At 64.6% G+C, this 22,074-nt stretch carries 20 protein-coding genes; 8 read left to right on the top strand and 12 right to left on the bottom strand.

Features of this window, described 5'->3' with window-relative positions:
* Nucleotides 1-36 precede the first annotated feature (36 nt).
* Both CUC44_RS04100 and CUC44_RS04095 read right to left on the bottom strand, forming a co-directional pair.
* On the bottom strand, nucleotides 37-789 hold the full coding sequence (locus CUC44_RS04100) for a lipase secretion chaperone (protein WP_100858713.1): 753 nt from the start codon (nucleotides 787-789) through the stop codon (nucleotides 37-39).
* Complete coding sequence (locus CUC44_RS04095; protein WP_100858712.1) at nucleotides 786-1,697, bottom strand: lipase family alpha/beta hydrolase; 912 nt, start codon at nucleotides 1,695-1,697, stop codon at nucleotides 786-788. The genes CUC44_RS04100 and CUC44_RS04095 overlap by 4 nt, the downstream gene beginning before the upstream one ends.
* Nucleotides 1,698-1,975: 278 nt before the next feature.
* On the opposite strand from CUC44_RS04095, the gene CUC44_RS04090 reads away from it, so the two are divergent.
* Both CUC44_RS04090 and CUC44_RS04085 read left to right on the top strand, forming a co-directional pair.
* Nucleotides 1,976-2,401 (top strand): hypothetical protein, encoded by a 426-nt coding sequence (locus CUC44_RS04090; protein ID WP_100858711.1) that lies wholly within the window; start codon nucleotides 1,976-1,978, stop codon nucleotides 2,399-2,401.
* Between the two features lie 21 nt (nucleotides 2,402-2,422).
* Nucleotides 2,423-3,037, top strand: coding sequence for a superoxide dismutase (locus CUC44_RS04085; protein ID WP_100858710.1), 615 nt, complete (start codon nucleotides 2,423-2,425; stop codon nucleotides 3,035-3,037).
* Between the two features lie 73 nt (nucleotides 3,038-3,110).
* On the opposite strand, the gene CUC44_RS04080 is transcribed toward CUC44_RS04085, so the two are convergent.
* The 8 genes from CUC44_RS04080 to CUC44_RS04045 all read right to left on the bottom strand — a co-directional run bounded on the left by CUC44_RS04080 (nucleotide 3,111) and on the right by CUC44_RS04045 (nucleotide 14,196).
* Nucleotides 3,111-4,001, bottom strand: a complete 891-nt coding sequence (locus CUC44_RS04080; RefSeq protein WP_100858709.1) for a SanA/YdcF family protein — start codon at nucleotides 3,999-4,001, stop codon at nucleotides 3,111-3,113.
* A 169-nt stretch (nucleotides 4,002-4,170) separates the two neighbouring features.
* Nucleotides 4,171-6,915, bottom strand: a complete 2,745-nt coding sequence (locus CUC44_RS04075; RefSeq protein WP_100858708.1) for a collagenase — start codon at nucleotides 6,913-6,915, stop codon at nucleotides 4,171-4,173.
* A 229-nt stretch (nucleotides 6,916-7,144) separates the two neighbouring features.
* Complete coding sequence (locus CUC44_RS04070; RefSeq protein WP_100858858.1) at nucleotides 7,145-8,551, bottom strand: AMP-binding protein; 1,407 nt, start codon at nucleotides 8,549-8,551, stop codon at nucleotides 7,145-7,147.
* Entirely contained in the window at nucleotides 8,547-9,476 is a 930-nt protein-coding gene (gene menC, locus CUC44_RS04065; protein WP_100858707.1) for an o-succinylbenzoate synthase, read from the bottom strand. The genes CUC44_RS04070 and menC overlap by 5 nt, the downstream gene beginning before the upstream one ends.
* The gene (menB, locus tag CUC44_RS04060; RefSeq protein WP_100858706.1) at nucleotides 9,476-10,336 is read right to left on the bottom strand and encodes a 1,4-dihydroxy-2-naphthoyl-CoA synthase; all 861 of its coding nucleotides are present in this window, start codon (nucleotides 10,334-10,336) and stop codon (nucleotides 9,476-9,478) included. Before menB ends, menC begins: the two co-directional genes overlap by 1 nt.
* On the bottom strand, nucleotides 10,329-11,102 hold the full coding sequence (menH, locus tag CUC44_RS04055; protein WP_100858705.1) for a 2-succinyl-6-hydroxy-2,4-cyclohexadiene-1-carboxylate synthase: 774 nt from the start codon (nucleotides 11,100-11,102) through the stop codon (nucleotides 10,329-10,331). The genes menB and menH overlap by 8 nt, the downstream gene beginning before the upstream one ends.
* Nucleotides 11,092-12,822: a 2-succinyl-5-enolpyruvyl-6-hydroxy-3-cyclohexene-1-carboxylic-acid synthase gene (menD, locus tag CUC44_RS04050; RefSeq protein ID WP_100858704.1), complete on the bottom strand. Its 1,731-nt coding sequence runs from the start codon at nucleotides 12,820-12,822 to the stop codon at nucleotides 11,092-11,094. Before menD ends, menH begins: the two co-directional genes overlap by 11 nt.
* A 33-nt stretch (nucleotides 12,823-12,855) precedes the next feature.
* Complete coding sequence (locus CUC44_RS04045; RefSeq protein WP_100858703.1) at nucleotides 12,856-14,196, bottom strand: isochorismate synthase; 1,341 nt, start codon at nucleotides 14,194-14,196, stop codon at nucleotides 12,856-12,858.
* Nucleotides 14,197-14,406: 210 nt separating this feature from the next.
* Here CUC44_RS04045 and CUC44_RS04040 point away from each other — a divergent pair, with 210 nt between their 5' ends.
* The 5 genes from CUC44_RS04040 (at nucleotide 14,407) to CUC44_RS04020 (ending at nucleotide 19,435) form a co-directional block, all read left to right on the top strand.
* Entirely contained in the window at nucleotides 14,407-15,312 is a 906-nt protein-coding gene (locus CUC44_RS04040; protein ID WP_167388767.1) for a 1,4-dihydroxy-2-naphthoate polyprenyltransferase, read from the top strand.
* 258 nt (nucleotides 15,313-15,570) lie between these two features.
* Complete coding sequence (gene cstA, locus CUC44_RS04035) at nucleotides 15,571-17,697, top strand: pyruvate/proton symporter CstA (RefSeq protein WP_100858701.1); 2,127 nt, start codon at nucleotides 15,571-15,573, stop codon at nucleotides 17,695-17,697.
* Nucleotides 17,698-17,756: 59 nt separating this feature from the next.
* The gene (locus tag CUC44_RS04030; protein WP_025325546.1) at nucleotides 17,757-17,954 is read left to right on the top strand and encodes a YbdD/YjiX family protein; all 198 of its coding nucleotides are present in this window, start codon (nucleotides 17,757-17,759) and stop codon (nucleotides 17,952-17,954) included.
* 236 nt (nucleotides 17,955-18,190) lie between these two features.
* Complete coding sequence (locus CUC44_RS04025; RefSeq protein WP_100858700.1) at nucleotides 18,191-19,204, top strand: CobW family GTP-binding protein; 1,014 nt, start codon at nucleotides 18,191-18,193, stop codon at nucleotides 19,202-19,204.
* Between the two features lie 12 nt (nucleotides 19,205-19,216).
* Complete coding sequence (locus tag CUC44_RS04020) at nucleotides 19,217-19,435, top strand: DUF6500 family protein (protein ID WP_100858699.1); 219 nt, start codon at nucleotides 19,217-19,219, stop codon at nucleotides 19,433-19,435.
* Nucleotides 19,436-19,523: 88 nt separating this feature from the next.
* Here CUC44_RS04020 and CUC44_RS04015 read toward each other — a convergent pair whose 3' ends face one another.
* The gene (locus tag CUC44_RS04015; RefSeq protein ID WP_100858698.1) at nucleotides 19,524-20,966 is read right to left on the bottom strand and encodes a PepSY-associated TM helix domain-containing protein; all 1,443 of its coding nucleotides are present in this window, start codon (nucleotides 20,964-20,966) and stop codon (nucleotides 19,524-19,526) included.
* Nucleotides 20,967-21,249: 283 nt separating this feature from the next.
* Here CUC44_RS04015 and CUC44_RS04010 point away from each other — a divergent pair, with 283 nt between their 5' ends.
* Entirely contained in the window at nucleotides 21,250-21,660 is a 411-nt protein-coding gene (locus CUC44_RS04010) for a hypothetical protein (protein ID WP_100858697.1), read from the top strand.
* A gap of 58 nt (nucleotides 21,661-21,718) precedes the next feature.
* On the opposite strand, the gene CUC44_RS04005 is transcribed toward CUC44_RS04010, so the two are convergent.
* On the bottom strand, nucleotides 21,719-22,009 hold the full coding sequence (locus tag CUC44_RS04005; protein ID WP_100858696.1) for a YkgJ family cysteine cluster protein: 291 nt from the start codon (nucleotides 22,007-22,009) through the stop codon (nucleotides 21,719-21,721).
* Nucleotides 22,010-22,074 lie beyond the last annotated feature (65 nt).

Below are 22,074 nucleotides of genomic sequence, written 5' to 3'. Positions count from 1 at the left end.
CGAGAGATGGAAAAAGGGGCCGACATGGCCCCTTTCTTATGGGTTTTCACCGAGTTTTAGGCGGGTTAACGCCTCGACTCTTCGCCATTGCTCTGGTTGAAACCAATGTGACAGGATCTCCTGCTGCTGCAGAGCCCTGTCACCGACGGAAAGCGAGGTCAGTTCCCCTAGATAGCCCGCCAGCTGCTGGTCGAACGCTTGTCGGCTCTGATCCAGCTGATGCAGGCGATCCGTTGCCTCCTGCCCTAGCGTCTCCTGCAGCACGGCGTCACGCTCGGCCGGTGCCAGCGGCTCCAGGGCCTGCAACTCCCCCAGCAGGTGGCTGCTGGCTTCGGCCTCCCTGAACCACTGGGGCTGCTCCGCCAACCAGATCTCGAGCCCTGTGGCCAGCCCAGGCTTGTCCGCCTCGCTCGCCTCGGCCAGCGCCTTGCGGCGCAGGGTCCACTGCTCCATCAGCCGATCCTCGGTGAACAACTGCTCCTGCTCGCTCGGGGTGAAGCGCTGCTGGCGCAGCTCCTCGCGCTCATCGAACAGCAGTTGCAGGCTGGCAAGCCCGGGATCCGCCGGCACCGTCAGGCTGCCCTCCGCGGCGAGGAAACGCTGGTAGCGGGCCATCAGGGGGTCGCTCTCCCCCGTCTTCCCCTGCTCGAGGCGCTGGGCCAGCTGGTGGCGCAGCGCACCCAGCTCGGGGGCCACGGTCAGCGGCGGCTCGGTTGCCGGGCGCAGCACCAGACCTGCCAGCAGCAGAGCGGGGCACAGCAGCGCCAGCCCCCAGGTGGCTCGCTTCATAGCCCCAGCCCCTGCAGGCGGTTGGCGTGTTGACGGTAGAGGGTCACGGGATCTGTCTCAAACAGATGGTGGATGCCGAACGACTGGTTCACCTCGTCCAGGTGGTTCATCCGGTAGCCGGTACCGATCACCTTGCCGAGGTGGCTGCTGCACACCCCCACCAGGCCGTCGTTGGGCTCCTTGAAGAAGGTGCCGGTCAGCGCCAGGGCCGGATCCACCGGATCCAGGATGTTGGTCATGTTGCCGCGCCCGCTCCAGGAGAAGTAGTAGACGCCGTTGGCGGCCTGCAGCGGCCCCTCGCCGCAGTAGCGGCTGGGCAGGCCTTCCGGGTAGTGCTGGTTAAAACGCTGGGCACCGGCGCTGGTCAGGGCATCGAGGGAGGCGAGGGGATCCTGGGGCAGGTTGCCGCCACCGGAGAGCAGCGAGATGACGCCGGACAGCGCCGAGGCCGCCGCCACGGCGAGCTGTTCCGTCACCGAGCCGGGCTTGACGTTGGCGCGCACCAGATCCGCTATCTCCGAGCCCTGGTTGACCCCGCCCACGCTGGTGGCGGAGGCGACCAGCTCGGGGGCGACCGAGGCCACGTAGCGAATGGTGGGGCCGCCGTGGGAGTGGCCTATGAGGTTCACCTTCTCGGCCCCGGTGATGGCGAGCACCTGCTGCACCTGCTTGAGCAGCTGTTCACCGCGCAGCTCTGAGCTCTGGGTGGCGGAGACCTGAGCCACGTAGACCTTGGCGCCGTCCCGGGTCAGGGCCTGGGGTATGCCGTAGAAGTAATCGACCCCGAGCAACTTGTCGAAGCCGAACAGCCCGTGCACCAGCACTATGGGGTAACGGGTCTGGGTATAGCCTGCCGCCTGGGTCAGCATGGGCAGGGCGCACAACAACAGCAACAGCCATCTTTTCATCTGCATCATCCTTGTGAACAAGGCTGCCGATGGGCAGCCACCGGCCTCATGCCAGTCCCGTTAGCATGGTATCCGAACCCGAATGTATCTGTGGGTGCGATCACTAAACCGGCCATCGCGCCAAAACACTACCCATATGGGCAGGAACCCGCCGTTGAACTATCCCTTGTGTTCCCCCCTCAAATAAGTTAAATAATAATTATTATCATTTGAGTGTTGAAGCCATGACGGGAACCTGGGTGAAGGGGTGGGTCGGTGCCACCGACGCGGACAACAGCATGGCCTACTGGAAGCAGCAGACCCTGTGCGGCAACCGCCATTTCGATGCGGGCGAGTACGCCAGGGCCCTCGACTGTTACCAGCAGGCGCTCTGGCTGGCTCGCCAGCAGTTCTCCTGTTGGCCGGATGCCGACGAAGCCGTGGCGGCGCTGGTGGTGGCGCACCACAACCTGGCGGATCTGCTGATCGCCATGACGCTGCCGGACAGGGCCGCCGACATGCTGTGCCATATCCACGATTGCCTGATCGCCACCAGCCAGTCACCGGCCTGCTCGGATCCGCTGCGCGCCTCCGCCCTGCGCCATAGCCACAATACCCGGACCGAGCTGCTGACCTTCGTGCGCAAACACGGCACCCATGCCGGCATTCAACGTTGCCTCGGTCAGTGCCAGTGTCAGGCCGAACCGGCCTCCCGATTGCATTAATCCCCCATAAGAGAGACGAACATGAGCCATACCCTGCCTGCCCTCGCCTACGCCTACGATGCGCTGGAACCCCATATCGATGCCCTGACCATGGAGATCCACCACAGCCGTCATCATCAGACCTATATCACCAACCTCAACGTCGCCCTGGAAGGGGCGCCGGAGCTCGCGGCCCTGCCGGTAGACGAGCTGCTTGCCCGTTTCGACAGCCTGCCGGCCAAGATCCAGGGGGCGGTGCGCAACCACGGCGGCGGCCACGCCAACCACAGCCTGTTCTGGCTGGTGATGAGCCCGCAAGGGGGCGGCGAGCCGACCGGTGCGCTGGCCGAGGCGATCGCGCGGGATCTGGGGGGCCTGGAGGCCTTCAAGCAGGCCTTCACCCAGGCGGCCCTGAGCCGTTTCGGCAGTGGCTGGGCCTGGCTGACGGTGAACAAGGAGGGCAAGTTGCAGGTGGAGAGCAGCGCCAACCAGGACAGCCCCCTGATGCAGGGCAATACGCCTATCCTGGGGTTGGATGTGTGGGAACACGCCTACTACCTCAAGTACCAGAACAAGCGCCCGGACTATATCGCCGCCTTCTATAACGTGGTCAACTGGCCGGAAGTGGCCCGTCGCTACCAGCAGGCGCTGGCATAAGGGCGCAGACCATCACGGATAAAAAAGAGACCCGCCAGTTGGCGGGTCTCTTTTTGCTGTTTCGTCACCGAACTCAGTCGGTCGCCGTGTCGGCACTGGTGGGGGCGGCTGCACTGGTGGCCTCGGCGGTACCGGTCGCAGCACTGCTGGTGGAGGCGGCCGGGGCCAAGGTGATGACAGCTGCACTGGCCGAGGTGGCCACCGCCGCGCTGGGGGCGGGCTGTGCTGGCTTCACGGGCGTGGCTGGCGTCTTGGCTGCGGGAATGGGCAGGCAAGGCTGGCGGGTGCCCAGCGTGCTGAGGGCCTGGCAGGGAATAGGACCACCGATGACGATGGGCTCGCCGAGGAACTTGGGTCCCTTGTCCAGCACGTAGAGATCGAGCAGTCCCATCAGGCGGGCGAACACCTCGCGTACCCGGGTGCGGATCCCCTGATAGGCGCTGGGATCCAGGGCATTGAAGCCGACCGCGTCTATGCCGAAGTGGCGGGCGATGAAGATGGCGCGCTCGTTGTGAAACGCCTGGGAGACCACGGTGAAGCGGGCCTGGCCGAACACCTCCTTGGCGCGCACCACGGAATCCAGGGTGCGAAAACCGGCGTAGTCGCTGTAGATGGCGTTGGCCGGAATACCCGCCTGGATCAGGGCCCGCCGCATCTGGCGTGGCTCGTTGTATTGCACGGTAGCGTTGTCACCGGAGACCAGTATGTAGTCCACCTTGCCGCTGTTGTAGAGCTCGGCGGCGGCCTTGATTCTGTACTTGAAGTAGTGATTCGGGCTGCCGCCGATCAGGTATTTGGAGGTGCCGAGCACCAGGGCGACCCGGTTGTAGGGCACCGCATTGACGTCGTCATAGGTGTAGTGACGGGCGTCCGAAACGGTCCACTCGCTGTATCCCAGCAGCGCCGCAGCAGAGGCCAGCAGCAGGCAGAGGCAGGCGAGCAGGATCTTGGCAAACTTCTTCATGCGCGGTGCGGTTCGGGTCTTGAGTTGGGATGACAGGGAGCCATTCTATTACAAGTTGGCGCGCCGCGTCAGGCTTGATGGCCGCAAGTGGCGTCCCTTGGGCAGAGTCTGACGCTCAGCATCCAAAAAACAGGGCAGCCAAGGCTGCCCTGTCTGTTCATGCCCATGGTCAATGGGAGGAGTCGTTCCCCTTGCAGGCATCCGAGTCCTTGTTGGCTTCCCACCAGGGCAGCAACTCAGCCGCCAGCCACTCCTGATAGGCCTCGCTGTCGCTGGCGATCAGCTGATCCAGCTCGGCCTCGAAGGCACTCATCGCCTGCTCTTGATCCGGGCCTCGCAGGGCCTGGGCCATGGCCAGCCAGCTGCCGCCACGACCAGTCTCGTTCAGGAAACGATGCACCGTATAGGACCAGGAGTAGACCATCTCCCCCCCCTTGTCGTAATCCAGGTGCAGTATCTCGGCGAGGCTAGGTCGCTCGTTGGCCGGGTGAGCGGAGACGTTGTCCATGCCGCGGGCGAAGCACTGGCCGTGGGCGATGAACTCCGCCAGCCCCTCGGACCACCAGGTGGTACGGTTGAGGGGGTAGTGGCCGAAGCTGCCGTACTGGTTGAAGCGGCCATCTAGGTAGTGCACGTACTCGTGGCGCAGGTTCCACACCTGGAAGGCGGGACGTTTCCACTCCGCCTCATAGGCGAAGAAGCGGGCCTGGTTGCCGGGACGGGCCGGATCCCCCTCGATGTAGATGCCGCCGTTGTCGGTGGAGACGCCGCCAAACAGGGCGCTGCCATAGCGTTTCCAGTCGGCGGAGGAATCGAAGATCACCAGCTCCAGGGCCTCGTTGAGATCGTCCGCCACCGGCTGACCACCGGTCTCCATCTGGCGGTGGAACTGCTGCTCCTCGGCGCCGAGCTCACGGCAGATCCCCTCGGCTTGACTCATGGTCAGCTCCTGGGCCCGCAGGCGCAGGGTCGGCGAGCAGGTGTGCTCGAACGGCAGCACGTCCTCCATCCGGATCGGGGTGCACAGGCCGGCGAAGTCGCCGCTGATGCAGGCCTCGCTGGTGCGATCCGTGTAGGTCAGGTAGTAGGTGGAGAGGGTCAGGGACATGTCGTCCAGCAGGGTCTGGCTCTGGGCACCGCCCGGGATCAGGCCGTGATGGCGGATCTGGGCGATGACGGAGTCATCCAGCTGTTTGCGATAGCCTTCGGCTTCGTCCGGGCGGGTGTAGCGGGCAACCCGGTAGAGGCGGGTGTAGGCGTCCAGCACGTTGTTGAGCAGGAACAAGTCCGCTCCGTCCCGTCCCTGCCACAAGGCGAGCTCGCTCATGCCGAGAGCGTGCAACTGCTTGCGCAGCTCATCGTCCTGCTGGCGGAAATCGGCGGCGAAGGGGGTGGCGTAGTCGCTGGCGAAGTCGATGAAGTTCAGCAGGTCGAACAGGCCGGTGGCCCAGGGATGGCGGCCGTTGATCTCGCTGGCATGCTGGGTGCTGTAGGCCAGCATCTGGTTGAACTGGCCGAGCAGGGTACCGAACCGGCTCTGCACCGCCGGGCTCCTGAACTGGCCATGCAGGGCGATACTCCAGGCGCCGATGACGGCCCCCACTTCGTCCGTGGCCTGCTCGGGATAGAGCAGGGGATGGGCGCCGAGAGCGGTCAGGGCCTCGGCCAGTGCCTCGGCGGCGGCCGGGCCATCTTCCTGATGCTTGCCGTAGTTGTAGTAGTTGTGGGCGCGCACGTATTCGAGCAGCTGCTTCATGGCCGGGTGGGCGGGTTGGTTGGCCGCCAGCAGGCGCTGGATGCCGCGGGAGACCACCAGCAGCTTGTGATCGTCGTGGCCATAGTTCTCCTGCCACACGGGGGCGGGCTGACCACTGGCGTCCTGCACGATTTTGGCGGCTTCGGCATCCAGCAGATCCGTGTCAGGCAGGTCTGGCTCGGAGCAGGCGCGGCCGTCGCTGCGGCGGCAGTCGAGCAGCTCCTCCTTGTTGGCCAGTATGATGGGGCGATTGAGCACCCGGCTCTCCTGCCATTCGCTGGTTTCCGGCAGGGCCTGCCATTCGCTGCCCCCGACCGGGTATTGATAACCAGTGTCTTTCAAGACCACCTGCACCTCGCTGCCGGCGGGCAGGGTCTGGCGACACATCCGGAAGCTGATGATCTTGTTGCCCTCCTGACGCGTCTGGGGCTCGTCGCACTCCTGCTGGGTCTTCGCCTCGTCCAGCAGCCAGCTGTACTGGCGCCAGACGTGCAGCTCGCGCACCTGGCTGGCGGCCTGGCTGCCCGTCACGGGTTGCAGGCGGAAGAAGATCTGCTCGAGCCGGCCATCCCGCTCGTTGGGGGTCTCCTCCAGCACGCTCAGCTGCTGCCAGTCCTGGGGTCGATACTGCCACGCCTGCTCGGCGCAGCGACCCTCGGCATTGAGCTCGCAGCGATCCAGCTCCCGCTCGCTGTGGCCGAGCACCAGACGCTCGGCAAGTGGCAGGGTATCCTGGCGTGGCGCGGTCGGGGTGCCCGCCAGCGGCTCCCAGCGCCCCTGTCTCAGGCCGTAGCCAAAGTCATAGCTGCTGGCCGGCACCGCCTTGCCCACCGGCACCACCTGCTCGCAGCTGAGATAGCGGATCTGCCAGCCCTGCTCGACCTTGAGCTGCGGCTCGCCACACTGCTGCTCGGCCAAAGCGTCCAGATTGGTGGACTGCCAGTCGAAGCGGCGATAGACCCTCAGCTGCTGATAGGGGGCACCGGCATCGCTGGCGCTCAGCTCATAGGTGACTTCGGTGACCCTGTCCCCGAGCTGACGGCTCGATTCGCCATTCAGCCGGTAGTGCTGCCAGTCGGCGCTGTAGTTGGCCAGCGCCGAGGTGGCGAGCAGGCCGGGGGCTGCCAATAACAGCAGCCTGATACCCTGGTGGTTCATTGTGATCCCTTTGGTGGATGGATTGGCGTGGGGGAGCCGGGCAGGGTATTGGGTTCCAAAGGAATATCAATAAGCCAGATGGGGCGGGGCAATCATCCCCTTGGTATGCAACAAAACAAAAGCAGCCCCATAAGGGGCTGCATGGATAGCAAGGGCTCAGCCCCATATGGGGGGCAAGCATCAGACTCTGGGTGGGTAACAGCTAGTAGCTGATGTCAGCTCGCGGGCCTCAGGCCGAGGTGGCCAACGTGGCGAGCCTGGTGCGGGAAGGCTTGAGGCTGCCGCCGAGATCCGGCCAGGGCAGCCAGCGATCCGGCACCATGAAGCCGGGCAGGGCGCTGCGGATCCAGGCGGTCAGCTCGGCATGGGAGACGGGCTCGCCGTGCCAGTCGATAAAGGCGGCGGGGCGCTGGCCCCACTCGTCGCTCGGGATGGGCACCACCAGTGCCTGGGCCACGGCCGGGTGATCCACCAGCCGCTGCTCTATGGTCTCCGGCTGGATGTTCTCGCCGCCGGAGATGAAGAGGTTGTCGAGTCGCCCCTCTACTACCAGCTCGCCGTTTTCGGTGAAGTGTCCCTTGTCCCGGGTGTGGAACCAGCCCTCCTCATCGAGGGGTCGCTCCAGCTGGCCGGCCTTGAAGTAGCCGGCAAACAGGGTGGCGCCGCGCACGCAGATCTCTCCCTGGCGGATGCAGAGCTCCCGCCCCGGCAGCGGCTTGCCGACCACGCCGGCCCCGGTGGGCTGGCCGGTACAGACCTGGCTGCCCATCTCGGAGAGCCCATAGCTCACCTTGGGGATAAGTCCCAGTCCCTCGAGGCGGCTCACCAGCGGTTCGGGGATGGCGGCGCCACCGAGCAGCAATTCGCGCAGCCGGGTATTGGCGGGGTCGAAGCCCTGGGCCAGCAGGCGCCAGAGCTGGGTCGGCACCAGGGATAGGTGGGTGACGGGCTGGCTTTCGAGGCGCGCCTTGAGCGGCTGGCTGCGATCGTCCAGCACCAGGCTGGCGCCCGCCAGGAAGACCCGGAACAGGATGGCGTAGCCGCCGACGTGAAACAGCGGGAGAGAGAGCAGCCAGCCACAGGCCTCATCCAGCGGGATCAGGGTGGCCGAGCCCCGGGCCGAGGCGAGATGATTGGCGAGGCGATGCACCACCGCCTTGGGGGTACCGCTCGATCCCGAGGTGAGGATCATGTTGCACAGCCGCTCGGGGTCCAACGCCAACGGCTCATCTCTTGCGGCTCGCTCGGCCTCGATATCCAGCCGCAGGGGCTGCCAGGGGCCGTCCGGGATCTCTCCCCCTGACCAGAAGGCGGCAACCGCCAGCTGGGTGGCCAGCTCGGCCTGTTTTGGCAGGGGAAAGGCGGGGTTGAGCGGGCAGAAGACGATACCGCTGCGCACGCAGGCCCAGGCAATCAAAACATCTGCCTGCGCACCGCGGACCACGGCGGCCAACCTGTCACCCGTGCTCAAGCCAGCAGATTCAAGCTGCCGGCACAGGGCGTTGAGCCGGGCATCCAGTTGTCGGTAGCTGAGGGGCTCGTTGCCGTGGATGGCGATCCGCTCCGGGGCCAATCTTGCCCAGTGGCGCACCGGGCAAGGCTCGGTGGCCTGCTCTGTGGGGAACTGGGCCTCAATCACGGTGGAACAGGGGTTTGAGTTTGCTCATATCGGGCTGACCCTGGGGGTCCAGCAGATCGCCAGCCAGCCAGCGCCTGGTGTCCAGGCCAGGGGCCTGATCCGGCGCCCATTCGCCGGCGAGGCGGGCGAGCTGGCCGAGGCCGACGCCGGACTCGAAGCAGGAGGAGACGATCACTTTCAGCTTCAGCTCGCGGGCGCGGGCCACCAGGGCTTCGCTGTTGGCCAGACTGCCGAGCAGGGTGGGTTTGAGCACCAGGGCCTTGAGCTGAGGGATGGGCTGCCAGGGTTCACCCCGGCTCAGCAGCTCATCCAGCGCTACCGGCATGTTGGTACGGGCCGCCACGAAGGCGATGTCGTCGAAGCTGGCGCACAAGTCTTCCAGGTATTCGATCCGGTTCGGATCCAGGTGACCGCAGAAGGCCCAGGCCTCCTCTCGGGTCCAGCCCTGGTTCGCATCCAGCACCAGCTTGAGGGTCGGGCGCCGGTCGAGCAGCAGGCGGATCAGCGCCAGCTCGTCACGCATGGGGTAGCGGGCCACCTTGAGCTTGGCCTTGAGGGGCGTCTCGTGCAGCCAGATCTTCCAATTCTTGAGCAGCTCCTGGGGAGAGCCCTGAATGAGGGGATAGGGCTCGGGCAGGGAAGCCGTCTGTTCGGGCCAATGGCGGCGCGCACAGTCGACGCCAAATTGCACCGAGGGCAGTTGAGGGTTGATGGTCTCTCCCTTGGCCAGCTGCGCCAGGCAGGCGAGCGCCTCGGCCTGGGCTTCGGCCAGGGTTTCTTTGGAGAAACCGGGCAGGGGGGCGATTTCCCCCCAGCCGTCGTTGATGCGCACCAGCAGGCCCTCTCGCGCTACCTCCACCTTGCCGTGAAAGGTCAGAGGCTGGGTAAAGGGCAGATGGTAGCGATAGAGGGCGAGTGTCATCAGGGGTTCCGCTTGTATTTGGAGAAGTCGGGACGGCGTTTCTCGTTGAACGCGTTACGCCCTTCCTGACCCTCTTCGGTCATGTAGAACAACATGGTGGCATTGCCCGCCAGCTCCTGCAAGCCGGCCTGGCCGTCGCAGTCGGCGTTCAGGGCCGCCTTCAGGCAGCGCAGCGCCATGGGGCTGTTTTGCAGCATCTCGCGGCACCAGCGCACGGTTTCGCGCTCCAGCTCGGCCAAGGGCACGACGGTATTGACCAGACCCATGTCGAGGGCCTGTTGGGCGTCGTACATGCGGCACAGGAACCAGATCTCGCGGGCCTTCTTCTGGCCGACGATGCGGGCCATGTAGGAGGCGCCCCAGCCGCCGTCGAAGGAACCGACCTTGGGACCGGTTTGGCCGAACTGGGCGTTGTCCGCCGCTATGGTCAGGTCACACATCATGTGCAGCACATGGCCGCCACCGACCGCGTAACCGGCCACCATGGCCACCACCGGCTTGGGGCAGGTGCGGATGTCGCGTTGGAAGTCCAGCACGTTGAGGTGATGGGTGCCTTCGTCATCCCGGTATCCACCGTAGTCGCCCCGGATCTTCTGGTCGCCACCGGCGCAGAATGCCTTCTCGCCGAAGCCGGTGAGGATGATGGTGCCGATATGATCGTCGTAACGGGCATCGGCCAGGGCCTGCAGCATCTCTTTCACGGTGCGGGGGCGGAAGGCGTTGCGCACCTGGGGACGGTTGATGGTGATCTTGGCAATGCCATCCTGGGACTTGTGGTAGAGGATGTCCTCGTACCCGGCGGAGCAATCCTGCCACTCGATGGGGGCATACAGTTCGGCTTCGGTCATTGCTTCAATCATGGAGCTTCTCTTTTGGTTGGTTAACCCACTCCCGCAGGAGTCGGGCAAAAGTCTCGGGCTGGTTGGCGTGCAGATTGTGGCCGCCATTCATGGTCAAGTGATTGATATTGCAGCCCAACTTTACCAGCTGGCAAGCCAGCCGGTGGAATTTCTGATCCTCTGTGCCTGAGATCCAGGTCACCGGCAAGGAGGTGGACGCAAGCCAGGGGGCGAGATCCGGCTGTTTGCCAAGGGAGGTGGCCCTCAGCATGGCGGCCACGGCCCGGCCCTGATTGCCGAGGCGGCGGGCCAGCTGGCGCGCCCGCCCGGCGGCGTCGAGATCCGCAAATACCGGCTGGCGATACCAGTCTGCCAACACCTTGGCCAAGGGCTCGCCCTCGAAGCGCCGGGCCCAGCCCTCGTCGTGTTTGATGCGGGCAGGGCGCTCTGCTGCGGGCAGTCCGGGGTGGCAGTTCTCCAGCAGCAAGGCCTGCAGCCCGGCAGGGGAGTGGCTGGCGTGATAGAGCGCCAGACGCCCACCGAGGGAATAGCCCGCCAGCAGATAGTGGTGGATGCCGCGCGCCTCAAGCTCGCCGCAGAGCCAGGCGTTGGCCTCGTCAAAACCACTCACCCGCAGAGGCTGGTTGAGGCCGTGGCCCGGCAGATCCAGGGCGTGGCAGTCGATCCCGGGTAGGGCATCAATCACCGGCTGCCAGTCGCGACCGTCGCCGAGCAGGCCGTGCAGCAGCACCAGCGGCAGGTCGCGATCGCCTGGATTAGTGGCCACGAATAGCTGCTCCCAGCGTCTTCAGATCCTCTGCGACTTCGTTGCTCGGTACCTTGATTTCAATCAGGGTTACACCCTTTTCCAGGGCGGCGGCATAGGCCTGCTCAAACTCGGCCAGGGTGGTCGGTGCCCGGTAGGCGAGGCCGAACATGGCGGCGGCGTGCTCGAAGTGCAGACCGTGGGGCAGGCAGTAGTAGGTCTCCAGCAGCTGATCCTGGGTCGGGACCGGCAACATGCGAAAGATGCTGCCACCGTCGTTGTTGAGCAGCACTACCACCAGGGGGCGGCTCGCCTTGCCGAGCAGGGCCAGGCTGTTGAGATCGTGCAGTGCGCTGAGATCCCCGAGCAGCAAGGTGGTGGGCTCGCCGCTGCCCGGCTCGACCGATTGTGCGAAGCCATAAGCCGTGGCGATCAGGCCGTCGATGCCGGAGGCGCCGCGGTTGGTCATCACCCGGCTCGGGCCCTTGCCGGTCTCGCCGAGCATGTCCATCAGCCGGGCCGGCATGCTGTTACCGACGAACAGCTGACCTTCAATCAGCTCGTTCAAGCGGTGACAGACCCCGAGCTCGGAGAAGCGATCGCAGGCGGCGCGCACCTGGCGGGTCGCCTGCTGTTGGCGCTCCGCCAGCTTGTGCCAGGGTTGCTGCGGCTCGCCAACCGGGTGGACGGCGGTGAAGGCGAGGGGTTCGCACAGCAGGCGGCGACGTAGCCGGTAATCCGGGTCGAGGCGCGCGGGCTGGGGGTCCACCAGCCAGTAATCCTGCCAGGGGTGCTGCTTGATGAACTGGCCGAGGCGCTTGGAGATGAGGCGGGCGCCAAATTGCAGCAGCACCTCGGCGCGGGCCAATTCGCTCACGAAGCAGCTGTTTTGCAGCGCCAGATCCATGTGGATGAGGTTGCGACTGTCGAAGCGGATCTGGCTCTGCAGATCCGCCAGCAGTGGCCAGCCGAGACGCTCTGCCAGCTCGGCCACCGCCTTGCCTTGCGCCGGATCCTGGATGCGGCCCGCGACTATGACGCCGCGCTTGCCCGCCAACTCAGCCCAGTCGCTCTGGATGGGGCAGCCCTGGTCGCTCGGGAGCCAGGGGCTCCAGGGCTTCTCCGAGCGCAGCCAGTCGCCGAGCGGCGCCAGGTAGTCGCCGAAATCCAGATAGGCATTGCCTGGATAGAGGGGCTCGGGGTACATGCAGTTGAAGTGCACCGGGCCGGGAGTGCGCGCCTGCTGGGCCAGGGCCTGATCCACCGAGCTCAGCACGAAGGCGGCGGGAATGGTCTGGGTGGGGCTCGGCAGATTGAGTTGATAGACGGGGTAGTGGCCGAAGATCCCCTGCTGATTGATGGCCTGGTTGGCACCGTTGTCGATGAGCTCAGGAGGCCGGTCGGCCGAGAGGATGATAAGCGGCACCCCGGTCAGCTGGGCCTCGGCCACCGCGGGCCAGAGGTTCGCCACCGCCGTGCCCGAGGTCATGATCACCGCCACCGGCCGACCCGTCCCCTTGGCGAGCCCAAGCGCCATGAAGCCGAGGCCTCGCTCGTCGAAATGCAGGTGGCGGCGAAAGCCGCTGTGGACGGCGGCAGCCATGGTGAGGGGCGCCGAGCGAGAGCCGGAGGCCAGCGCTATGTCCCGCACGCCGAGGCGATAGAGCTCCTCCAGCAGCAGCGAAGACCAAACGTGGTTGAAGGTGGCATGGTAAGTGGCAAAGGCTGGGCGCGCGGACATGAGGCTCTCGCAGTGAGGAAACGATGGAAAACGCTATCCCAGCAGGGAGAGCACGTTGGCGATCTTGTTGTCGAGTTCGGCCCACTCGGCGGCTGGTTCAGAGCCCGCCACTATGCCGGCGCCGGCAAACAGGCGGATGGCCCCGTCCTGGATCAAAGCGCTGCGAATGGCGACGGAGAACTCCGAGGTCTCCCGGCTCAGCATGCCACAGGCCCCTGCGTACCAGCCTCTGTCATAGGGCTCGTGCTCGCGGATGAAGGCGAGCGCCGACTCGCGCGGGGCGCCGCCCACCGCAGGCGTCGGATGCAGGGCGTCCAGCAGTTGCCAGTCGCACACACCGGGCTTGAGATCGGCTTCGATGTCGCACTTGAGGTGTTGCAAGAGCCGCAGCTTGAGGATGCGCGGCTCGGTCAGGCTGGTACGGGTGGCGAGCGGTGCCAACCGGCTGAGGATGTCCGCATGGACCAGCCGGTTCTCCAGCCGGTTCTTGCTGTCGGCCAGCAGTTCGGCGGCCAGGGCCTGGTCGATGGCGTCGTCCCCGGCGCGGCGTATGGTGCCGGCCAGCGCTTCCGTCTGCAGGTGGCGGCCCTCCCGGCGATAGAGTCGCTCGGGGGAGCAGGAGATGAAGCTCTGCTGTGGGCTGAATTGAAAACCGAAGTGGAAGCACTCCTGGGCATGCTGTGCCCATTGGGCCAGCAGGGACCAGGGGGAGATGGCGGTCTGGTCATCCTGCGCATCATCGGCGCCGAGACGACTCTCCCGTGACAGCACCACCTTTGGGGTGTGGGCTTGAAACTCGGGGGCCGTGACCTGGGCCACCAGCTGCTGCCACTGGGCGTGGGAGGGGCAATCTTCTCGCTGCCAATCCTGCTTGTGCAGTGGCGGCAGGGGGGCTTCTGGCTGCAGAAGATCCAAGGCAGATTCGGCGGCTAACAGCTCAGCTTCGAATTCGGTCGCCCGTTCCCGCTTGGGCAGCCAGAGGTTCAGGCAGAGACTGACACACTCGCCTCTGCGTACCAGCTCGATGCGCGGCAGCACGAAGCGGCAGGGACCAAAATCCGGCCAACCGGGCTGGGTCGGATCGAACGCCAGGCCGCCGTAGTAGCGGGGGCTGTCCTCGCTGTCGACGCCTGTGTTGTCACAGACGCGCTGTATATCTTGCGGGCGGGTCAGCTCATGGATGCGGCCGAGGGCGACATATTCGGGCCGCGCGGGGCCACGGGCCTGCCAGTAGATGCGGGGATAGAGGGTCTGCGCCGCCAGCCAGCCCAGGAAGGAGTGTACCTCGACCGCCACGCGCAACCGCACGAAGCCGCTGACAGTGCTGTGACGCAGGGCGTCCAGTTGTTGCTTGATATGGGTCTGAGCCAACATGGATGTCGTGTCTGAGCCGGATAGTGGCGATCGCTCTGGGAGGAGGATGGCGCAGGTTGATGCCAAAGGGCGATGATTTCCTATATATTATCTGCCCATTCTTCCATGTAAATTGCCCGAGGGAGCCCAGCCCCCACGGAGCCAAGTATACCTAAATCCGGTTCGATAACCCTTAACACGATCAATATCTGATTGTTTGGCCATCACAATATGACAAATACCTTCTCTGTTTGGTTGCTGGCGGCGCGTTTGCGAACACTGCCGCTTGCCTGTTCCTCCATCTTGCTGGGCTCAGGCCTGGCCGCCAGCCGGGGCGCCTTCGACGGGGCCATCATGGGTCTCTCCCTGCTGACCGCCATCCTGCTGCAGATCCTCTCCAACCTGGCCAATGACTATGGTGATGCCGTCTCCGGCGCCGACAACGGCGAGCGCATCGGCCCTCAGCGCGCCGTGGTCTCCGGCCTCATCACCCGCAAGCAGATGTGTGTGGCCATGGGGCTGACCGCCCTGGCCGCCGTGGTGAGCGGGCTGGCCCTGCTGGTCTGTGCCTTCGGGGAAGCCTGGCAGCAGATCCTGACCTTCGTCCTGCTGGGCGGCGCCGCCATAGTCGCCGCCATCACCTACACGGTGGGGAAGACCCCTTACGGCTATCGCGGTTTCGGCGACATCTCGGTATTCCTGTTCTTCGGCCTGCTGGGGGTGCTCGGCTCCTACTATCTGTTCACCCACACATTGCAGTGGGATCTGCTGCTGCCCGCCACCGCCTGTGGCCTGCTGGCGACGGCTGTGCTCAACATCAATAACGTGCGGGACATAGAGACGGATGCCGCCAGCGGCAAGATCACCCTGGCGGTGCGGCTCGGCCGCAACCGCGCCATCGCCTACCACTGGACCCTGCTGGGGGCGGCCCTGCTGGCCACCGTCGCCTTCCTGCTGACGCAGCAAACCGGGCTCTGGCCCTGGATCTTCCTGCCCGCCATGAAGCCCCTCACCGATGCCGCTCGCACCCTGCGGGTGAGTTTCGATGGCGAGGTGCTGACCGGCGCCCTCAAGAAGACCGCCATCAGCGCCTTCCTGTTCAGCCTGCTGCTCTCCATCGGGCTGGCGCTCTCCTAAAACTCGGTCTCCAAGAGTCAGTGATGAAGGCCCCACCAGGGGCCTTTTTTGTGGCCGTCGCTGGCGTTTTTTCCAATCAATTCAGTTCCCTCTATGCCACGCCCGCCCAAATGGCCGTGATCCGGTCGGCAATATTGATAAATTATCAAAGCAGGGGAGCGAGTTGTGACGGACCCCGATTGTGGCGCCCGAGGGATTGCTATACAGATGTAACCGTAATTGGTTGCACATGTAAAAAGCTCTGGTGGGGACACACTTATGGACAAGTTAGGGAAACACCTTGGATGGATGCTGATGGCGCTGGTTGGGGCCAGCTCCCTCGGTTATATCGCCCTCAATCGGGGCGAACAGATCAACGCACTCTGGATAGTGGTCGCGGCGGTGTGCGTCTATCTGATCGCCTATCGCTACTACGGCCTGTTTATCGCCAAGCACGTGCTGGCGGTGGACGGCACTCGCATGACGCCGGCGGTGCGTCACAACGACGGTCTGGACTATGTGCCGACCGACAAGAAGGTGCTGTTTGGCCACCACTTTGCCGCCATCGCCGGCGCCGGCCCATTGGTCGGCCCGGTGCTGGCGGCCCAGATGGGCTACCTGCCCGGCATGCTCTGGCTGTTGGCCGGGGTGGTGCTGGCGGGGGCGGTGCAGGACTTCATGGTGCTGTTCGTCTCCACCCGCCGCGATGGCCGCTCCCTCGGTGAGCTGGTGAAAGCGGAGATGGGGCCGACGGCCGGGGTCATCGCCCTCATCGCCACCTTCATGATCATGGTGATCATACTGGCGGTGCTGGCGATGATAGTGGTCAAGGCGCTGGCCCACAGCCCCTGGGGCACCTATACCGTGGCCTTCACCATACCGCTCGCCATCTTCATGGGGATCTACACCCGCTACCTGAGGCCGGGGCGCATCGGTGAGGTCTCCATCATAGGCCTGGTCTGCCTCATCTTTGCCATCGTCTCCGGTGGCTGGGTGGCCGAGAGTGAAACCTGGGCGCCCTATTTCGACTTCGACGGGGTGCAACTGACCTGGATGCTGGTGGGCTACGGCTTCGTCGCCTCCGTGCTGCCGGTCTGGCTGCTGCTGGCGCCACGAGATTACCTCTCCACCTTCCTCAAGATCGGCACCATAATCGGTCTGGCCATCGGGATCCTGGTGACCCAGCCGACCCTGCAGATGCCGGCACTGACCCAGTTCATCGACGGCACAGGCCCGGTCTGGGCCGGGGATCTGTTCCCCTTCCTGTTCATCACCATCGCCTGCGGCGCCGTCTCCGGCTTCCACGCGCTCATCTCCTCCGGTACCACTCCCAAGATGCTGGCCAACGAGAACCAGGCCTGCTTCATCGGTTACGGTGGCATGCTGATGGAATCCTTCGTCGCCATCATGGCGCTGGTGGCGGCCTGCGTCATCGATCCGGGCGTCTACTTCGCCATGAACAGCCCCATGGCGGTGCTGGCACCGGCGGGTACCGCCGATGTGGTGGTCTCCGCCGCCGCCGTGGTGAGCAGCTGGGGCTTCCAGATCACCCCGGACACCCTGACCCGCATCGCCAGCGAGGTGGGTGAGCAGAGCATCATCTCCCGCGCCGGTGGCGCCCCGACCCTGGCGGTCGGCATGGCCTACATACTGCACGGCGCCCTCGGCGGCCTGATGAACGTCGCCTTCTGGTATCACTTCGCCATCCTGTTCGAGGCGCTGTTCATCCTCACCGCCGTGGATGCCGGCACCCGCGCCGCGCGCTTCATGCTGCAGGATCTGATGGGGGTCATCTCGCCGTCCCTCAAGCGCACCGATTCCCTGCCGGCCAACCTGCTCGCCACCGCCCTGTGCGTGCTGGCCTGGGGTTACTTCCTGCATCAGGGGGTGGTGGATCCCCTCGGTGGCATCAACACCCTGTGGCCGCTGTTTGGCATCGCCAACCAGATGCTGGCGGGCATGGCGCTGATGCTGTGCGCCGTGGTGCTGTTCAAGATGAAGCGTCAGGCCTACGCCTGGGTGGCCCTGTTGCCCACCAGCTGGCTGCTGGTCTGCACCCTGACGGCGGGTTGGGAGAAGACCTTCAGCGATAATCCCAAGCTCGGCTTCCTGGCCATCGCCAACAAGTTCCAGGGGATGATCGACAGCGGCGCCATCCCGGCCCAGTACACCGAATCCCAACTGGCCCAGCTGGTGTTCAACAACCGGCTGGATGCCGGGTTGACCATCTTCTTCATGGGGGTGGTGGTGGTGCTCGCCGCCTTCTCGGTCAAGACGGCCATGAAGGCGCTGCAAAACCCGCAGCCGACCGCCAACGAGACCCCTTATCAGCCGATGCCGGCGGGCAAGGGCACAGCCCAGTCCGAGTCTGACGACGACGGCGATCTGGCCCCCAGCCTCAAGTAAGTCAGCAGGCCGGCACCCACGGGTGCCGGCCTCTCATCCACGACGAACAAGGAGCCAAGATGTTCGATACCCTGGCCAAGGCGGGCAAGTATCTGGGGCAGACCGCCAGGTTGATGGTGGGGGTGCCCGATTACGACAACTACGTGCAGCACATGCGGCTGACTCACCCCGAGCAGACCCCCATGAGCCACGATGAGTTCTTTCGCGAACGCCAGGATGCCCGCTACGGTGGCAAGAATGGCGGGCGCTGCTGCTAAGGTTTTACGACTTCCCATCACGGGGCTCTCACCCTGATGCAGGCTGTGGCGGTCACCCTTTACTGAACGATTTTCTCGGTGCCAGTGAGCGATGGCGGGCACTGCAATTCATTCCCTTACCACAGGACTCCCATCGTGATGCAGGCTGTAGCGGTCACCCTTTACTGAGAGATTTTCTCGGTGCCAGCTAGATATCGCGGCACTGCAATTCATTCCATTACCACAGGACTCCCAACATGACACAGGCTGTAGCGGTCACCTTGCTGACCGGTTTTCTCGGCTCCGGCAAGACCACCCTGCTAAACCACTTCCTGCGCCACCACGCCGACGCCTCCGTGGCCATCCTCGAGAACGAGTTTGGCGCCGCCAATATCGACGGTACCCTGCTGGAGGGAGGCTCCGGGGTGAACGTGGTGGAACTCAGCAACGGCTGCGTCTGTTGCAGCGTGCGCGGTGAATTTCGCGCCGCCCTGAGCGATCTGCTGGCACGGCGGGCGGCGGGGGAGCTGCAGTTCGAGCGGCTGATCGTCGAGACCACCGGGCTCGCCGATCCGGCTCCCATCATCCAGACCTTCTTCGTGGAAGAGGGGTTGCGGGATGCGCTGCGGCTGGATGCCGTCATCACCCTTGCTGATTGCGAGCACATAGGCCGCCAGCTGGACGAGCATCCGGTGGCGGCGGCCCAGCTCGGCTTTGCGGATCGCATCCTGCTTACTAAAACCGACCGGGTGGACGAAGGGACCAAGCAGGCTGCCATCGGGCGCATCCACGGCATCAATGCCAAGGCCGAGATCCTCGACATAGTGCAGGGGCAGTGCCCGGCCGCGCTCTGGCTGGATCTCGATGCCTTCAGCCTGAGTGACGAGCTCAGCCTCAGTGCGGGTCTGCGTATCGTGCGGGCCGGCCAGCAGGGCTTTGAGGCCTTCGCGCCGCTCTCGGCCCGGCCTCGCTCCTGGCACGACGCCATTGCGGCCCAGCTGTTCGAGGGAGGTGAGCTGGATTTGAAAAGGATCGGCGCCTTTATGGAGTCGTGCATCGCACAGCACGGCAACGACATGCTGCGCTACAAGGGGGTGCTGGCCATCGCCGGGGAGCCGCGCCGGCTGATAGTACAGGGGGTGCACAAGGTGGCGGGCTTCGACTATGGCTCCCCCTGGGGCGAGGAAGTCCCTCAGTCCCGGCTGGTGATCATCGGCCGCTACCTGCCCGTCGACGAGTTGCGAGCCGGTTTTCTGCAGACCCAGGAATGAGGACTATCCGCCATGCGTGCAGCGTTGAGAGAGAAGATGATCCGGGTCTGCCACCAGAAGATCGCCCAGAAGGGGGAGGGAGTTGGCGTCTCCTTCTACGCCTTCTTTGCCAACCGCAATGACGATCCGGCGCTCTTGATGGAGGCCGCCACCTGGTGGATCCAGACCCATGAACTCGACCATTTCGAGAAGGCCAGCAAGATCATCAGGCTGGTGGAAGCTACCCCCTAGGGATGGTTCAAACAATAAGGGCTCCTAATGGGAGCCCTTATTACATTACCAAAACTGATGACCCTGTAGGCCGTTTTACCCGAACGGATTAACCCGGTTGCACCGCGGCGGCAGTACGGCGGGAGAAGATCAGGGTGTCCAGCAGCCAGATGGCGACCATGGAGGCTCCCACCAGCGGGAAGCAGATCCCGAGCAACGCCATCACCACCAGGGTGCCGCGCAGGGGTGGCAGCTTGGCGGGCAGGGGCGGCGCCGCGAGGCGGCCCTGCGGGCGGCGGCTCCACCAGATCCAGAGCCCGCTCACCGCGCTCAGCAACACCATCAGGCAGATCAGGAACATGGCGATCTGATGGGGCCAGCCATACATCTTGCCCATGTGCAGCATGACGCCGGTTTCCACCGTCTTGGCGACCGGGCCGTAGTCCTGCCAGCGCACGTCGGCCAGCACCTTGCCGCTGTATTGGTCTATGTGCAGGGTGGCGTCGTTGCGCGGATCGTCGGCAAAGATCGCTATGGTGTAGACGCCGCTCTTGCCGGCAGGAGGCGTGATGCTGTAGCCCGGCGTGACCTGCCGCGCCTTGGCGATATCGACCACCTGTTGCAGGGGGATGCGATGGCTGGCCATCACCATGCCTTCGTGCTCGCTGCCGTGGTTCATGGCGCTGTGATCGTGCTCCTTGGCGGGCGCCGTGGCACCGCTATCCATCTCCATGGAGGCCATCTGATCGGGTACCGTCGAACTCGGCATGGGGGTGCTCTCCATCGCCCAGGGTACCGTCTGCTCATGGGCCTGGTTGAGGCTGCGCGCCAGGGGTGCGGATTTGGGCACATCATTCCACATGGCGGCCGGGAAGCGATTCCAGACGTTGGCGAACTGATCCCCCCAGAAACCGGTCCAGGTCATGCCGCTCAGTAGCAGGAGCAGCAGGAAGCCGGCGCCCCAGAAGCCGACCACGGCGTGCATGTCCCGCCACCAGAGCCGTCCACGCAGGTTCATTCTGGGCCAGAGGATGCCACCGACCCCGGGCCCCTTGCGCGGCCACCACAGGTAGAGGCCGCTGATGAGCAGCACTATGCCCCAGCCGGCGGCCAGCTCGATCAACCTGTCCCCGGTGGTGCCTATCATCAGCTCCGCATGCAGGGTGCGGGCCACCGCCTGCAGATTCCACTGGTTGTCCATGGTGCCGAGCAGGGCGCCGCTCGCGGGATCCATGAACAGGGTCAGCTCGCGGCCCCCCTGGGAGACGATCAGCTGGGCGCTCTGATCGGGGGCGATGGGCGGCAGGAATTTGCGCAGGCTGGCGTCCGGCATGGCGATCATCGCCTTGGCCAGCAGGGCATCGGCGCTGAGGGTCTGGCTGGCCGGGGTCACCTTTATCAGCTCGGGATACATGAGATTATCGAGCTGGGGCTTGAACAGATACACGATGCCGGTGAGGGAGAGCAGGATCAGGAAGGGGGCGACGAAGAGTCCGGCATAGAAGTGCCAGCGCCAGATCCGCTGGTAGTGATTCGCGTCGTGATTTTTCATCTCTGATCCTTGCGGCAGTGGTGAACGTTGCAGTTGGTGGAATGTTTGGATGGCGCGGATGATAGCAGCAACGTTTTGTTAACTGCAATAAAACATGGGCTTTGCCAGGGGCATGGCCACAGCTCTGTGACTTGGGTTGGATTGGGGCACATCCGGGGCTCAAAAGATGATGGGAACTGCACGCTGGCCGTGGACTTTATGGTGATGGCTCATTACCTTGTGGCGAGCCCAAGGCACAGGGATGTGGTGGGGCGTGAGTCAAACATTCAGGGAGGAAGTTGTTGTGCATTTGCAACCCCATGGTCAATTCGAGCTGCAGCAGAGAGGACGGGTGCTGCTGTGTCGCCCGATTGGGCCCTTCAATCTGGCGGGTGCCATGGCCTATGAGGCTGAATTCGGCCAGTTGATCGAAAAACTGAGCGGCGCTCCCTGGGGCATAGTCGAGGTGGCGACCGAGTTCGAAGCCGCCGGGCCCGAGGTGCTGGCCCGTTTTCGCCGCCAGTTTGGCTGGTGCGCCGCCCATGGTTGTGCCTTCCTGGCGGTGGTGATGGAGGGGCATTTCAAACAGTATCTGGCGGATCAGGTGTTCGGCGGGCTGCCGTTCCAGGGCCTGCATTACTGCGACAGTGAGAGCGAAGCGATCGCCTGGGTGCAGGGGCAACTTGCCAGGTCAAGCCACCTGGTGACGGCCTGATCCCGCAGCGGGGATGTAGCTATAGCAGAGACACATAGTCGCGGGGGCCAGTTGGGGTTTATTGCAGCTGGATAAACCACTTGTCCCGCTCGTCGACGCAATCCGGTTCGCCCATCTCGAACTCCCGGCAGATGAGCGGGCGCACCTCATAGATGCGGCACATCATGGTGTTGCGGTCCAGGGCCGCGCACCAGCCATCATCCAGCCGCCGCATGACGGGTATCTCTCCTTCCCGATCGAGCACGTATCGATCCGGCACGCCGGTGTCGGTAAACAGCATGACTTCGAGGCGACAGCAGCAGGCTTCGCAATTCTGGCAGCTGACTTCGGTTTGGCTTTCTTTGTTCATCTGTGTTGTCCGTGCCAGACAATGGCACATTCCTGATAAAAAACAGGCGCCTGCGAAGGCGCCCG

The sequence above is a fragment of the Aeromonas lusitana genome, from assembly GCF_002812985.1.
Classification (GTDB): Bacteria; Pseudomonadota; Gammaproteobacteria; order Enterobacterales; family Aeromonadaceae; genus Aeromonas; species Aeromonas lusitana.
The sequence above is the reverse complement of the archived record's forward strand: the minus strand, read 5'-3'. Positions and strand labels throughout refer to the sequence as shown.